Annotated in this window: 1 rRNA gene; it reads right to left on the bottom strand. The window is 56.6% G+C overall.

The features are described from left to right. Nucleotides 1-23: 23 nt before the first annotated feature. Nucleotides 24-3,149: ribosomal RNA gene (locus tag ACLJPL_RS33950) — 23S ribosomal RNA — on the bottom strand. Nucleotides 3,150-3,206: the final 57 nt, after the last annotated feature.

Genomic DNA, 3,206 nt, shown 5'->3' with positions numbered 1-3,206 from the left:
CAACACAGTGGACGCGAGCAACTGAGGACAAGCCCTCGGCCTATTAGTACCAGTCAGCTCCACCCGTTACCGGGCTTCCACATCTGGCCTATCAACCCAGTCGTCTACTGGGAGCCTTAACCAATCAAGTTGGTGGGAATACTCATCTCGAAGCAGGCTTCCCGCTTAGATGCTTTCAGCGGTTATCCTTTCCGAACGTAGCCAACCAGCCATGCCCTTGGCAGGACAACTGGCACACCAGAGGTTCGTCCGTCCCGGTCCTCTCGTACTAGGGACAGCCCTTCTCAATATTCCTACGCGCACAGCGGATAGGGACCGAACTGTCTCACGACGTTCTAAACCCAGCTCGCGTACCGCTTTAATGGGCGAACAGCCCAACCCTTGGGACCGACTCCAGCCCCAGGATGCGACGAGCCGACATCGAGGTGCCAAACCATCCCGTCGATATGGACTCTTGGGGAAGATCAGCCTGTTATCCCCGGGGTACCTTTTATCCGTTGAGCGACAGCGCTTCCACAAGCCACTGCCGGATCACTAGTCCCGACTTTCGTCCCTGCTCGACCCGTCGGTCTCACAGTCAAGCTCCCTTGTGCACTTACACTCAACACCTGATTGCCAACCAGGCTGAGGGAACCTTTGGGCGCCTCCGTTACTCTTTAGGAGGCAACCGCCCCAGTTAAACTACCCATCAGACACTGTCCCTGATCCGGATCACGGACCCAGGTTAGACATCCAGCACGACCAGAGTGGTATTTCAACGACGACTCCACAACCACTGGCGTGGCCGCTTCACAGTCTCCCACCTATCCTACACAAGCCGAACCGAACACCAATATCAAACTATAGTAAAGGTCCCGGGGTCTTTCCGTCCTGCTGCGCGAAACGAGCATCTTTACTCGTAGTGCAATTTCACCGGGCCTATGGTTGAGACAGTCGAGAAGTCGTTACGCCATTCGTGCAGGTCGGAACTTACCCGACAAGGAATTTCGCTACCTTAGGATGGTTATAGTTACCACCGCCGTTTACTGGCGCTTAAGTTCTCAGCTTCGCACACCCGAAAGTGCACTAACCGGTCCCCTTAACGTTCCAGCACCGGGCAGGCGTCAGTCCGTATACATCGCCTTACGGCTTCGCACGGACCTGTGTTTTTAGTAAACAGTCGCTTCTCGCTGGTCTCTGCGGCCACCCCCAGCTCAAGCAGCAAGTGCTATCACCGGTGATGGCCCCCCTTCTCCCGAAGTTACGGGGGCATTTTGCCGAGTTCCTTAACCATAGTTCACCCGAACGCCTCGGTATTCTCTACCTGACCACCTGAGTCGGTTTAGGGTACGGGCCGCCATGAAACTCGCTAGAGGCTTTTCTCGACAGCATAGGATCATCCACTTCACCACAATCGGCTCGGCATCAGGTCTCAGACTTATATGCACGACGGATTTACCTACCGTGCGTCCTACACCCTTACCCCGGGACAACCACCGCCCGGGCTGGACTACCTTCCTGCGTCACCCCATCGCTTACCTACTACAAGTCTGGTTCATCGGCTCCACCACTACCCTCAACTCCGAAGAGATCGGGCCGGCTTCACGGACTTAGCATCGCCTGATTCAGTACTGGGCGTTTCAAAGCGGGTACCGGAATATCAACCGGTTGTCCATCGACTACGCCTGTCGGCCTCGCCTTAGGTCCCGACTTACCCTGGGCAGATCAGCTTGACCCAGGAACCCTTAGTCAATCGGCGCACACGTTTCTCACGTGTGTATCGCTACTCATGCCTGCATTCTCACTCGTGAACCGTCCACAACTCGCTTCCGCGGCTGCTTCACCCGGCACACGACGCTCCCCTACCCATCCCAGCCCCCGTTGGGGGTACATGCTGGAATGACACGACTTCGGCGGTACGCTTGAGCCCCGCTACATTGTCGGCGCGGAATCACTTGACCAGTGAGCTATTACGCACTCTTTCAAGGGTGGCTGCTTCTAAGCCAACCTCCTGGTTGTCTCTGCGACTCCACATCCTTTCCCACTTAGCGTACGCTTAGGGGCCTTAGTCGATGCTCTGGGCTGTTTCCCTCTCGACCATGGAGCTTATCCCCCACAGTCTCACTGCCGTGCTCTCACTTACCGGCATTCGGAGTTTGGCTAAGGTCAGTAACCCGGTAGGGCCCATCGCCTATCCAGTGCTCTACCTCCGGCAAGAAACACACGACGCTGCACCTAAATGCATTTCGGGGAGAACCAGCTATCACGGAGTTTGATTGGCCTTTCACCCCTAACCACAGGTCATCCCCCAGGTTTTCAACCCTGGTGGGTTCGGTCCTCCACGAAGTCTTACCTCCGCTTCAACCTGCCCATGGCTAGATCACTCCGCTTCGGGTCTTGAGCGCGCTACTGAATCGCCCTGTTCGGACTCGCTTTCGCTACGGCTTCCCCACACGGGTTAACCTCGCAACACACCGCAAACTCGCAGGCTCATTCTTCAAAAGGCACGCAGTCACGACTGACAGCACAAGTGCTGCCAGCGACGCTCCCACGGCTTGTAGGCACACGGTTTCAGGTACTATTTCACTCCGCTCCCGCGGTACTTTTCACCATTCCCTCACGGTACTATCCGCTATCGGTCACCAGGGAATATTTAGGCTTAGCGGGTGGTCCCGCCAGATTCACACGGGATTTCTCGGGCCCCGTGCTACTTGGGTGGTTCTCAAACGAGCCGTTGATGTTTCAGCTACGGGGGTCTTACCCTCTACGCCGGACCTTTCGCATGTCCTTCGCCTACACCAACGGTTTCTGACTCGTCTCACAGCCGGCAGACTATGAAAGAAAACTCCCACAACCCCGCATGCGCAACCCCTGCCGGGTATCACACGCATACGGTTTGGCCTCATCCAGTTTCGCTCGCCACTACTCCCGGAATCACGGTTGTTTTCTCTTCCTGAGGGTACTGAGATGTTTCACTTCCCCTCGTTCCCTCCACACTGCCTATGTGTTCAGCAGCGGGTGACAGCCCATGACGACTGCCGGGTTTCCCCATTCGGAAACCCCCGGATCAAAGCTTGGTTGACAGCTCCCCGGGGACTATCGTGGCCTCCCACGTCCTTCATCGGTTCCTGGTGCCAAGGCATCCACCGTGCGCCCTTAAAAACTTGGCCACAGATGCTCGCGTCCACTGTGCAGTTCTCAAACAACGACCAGCCACCCACCACCCC

The sequence above is a fragment of the Streptomyces sp. cmx-18-6 genome (assembly GCF_046548915.1).
In the GTDB taxonomy this organism is placed as follows: domain Bacteria; phylum Actinomycetota; class Actinomycetes; order Streptomycetales; family Streptomycetaceae; genus Streptomyces.
Note: the sequence above shows the minus strand (reverse complement) of the source record. Positions and strands in the feature narration are given on the sequence as shown.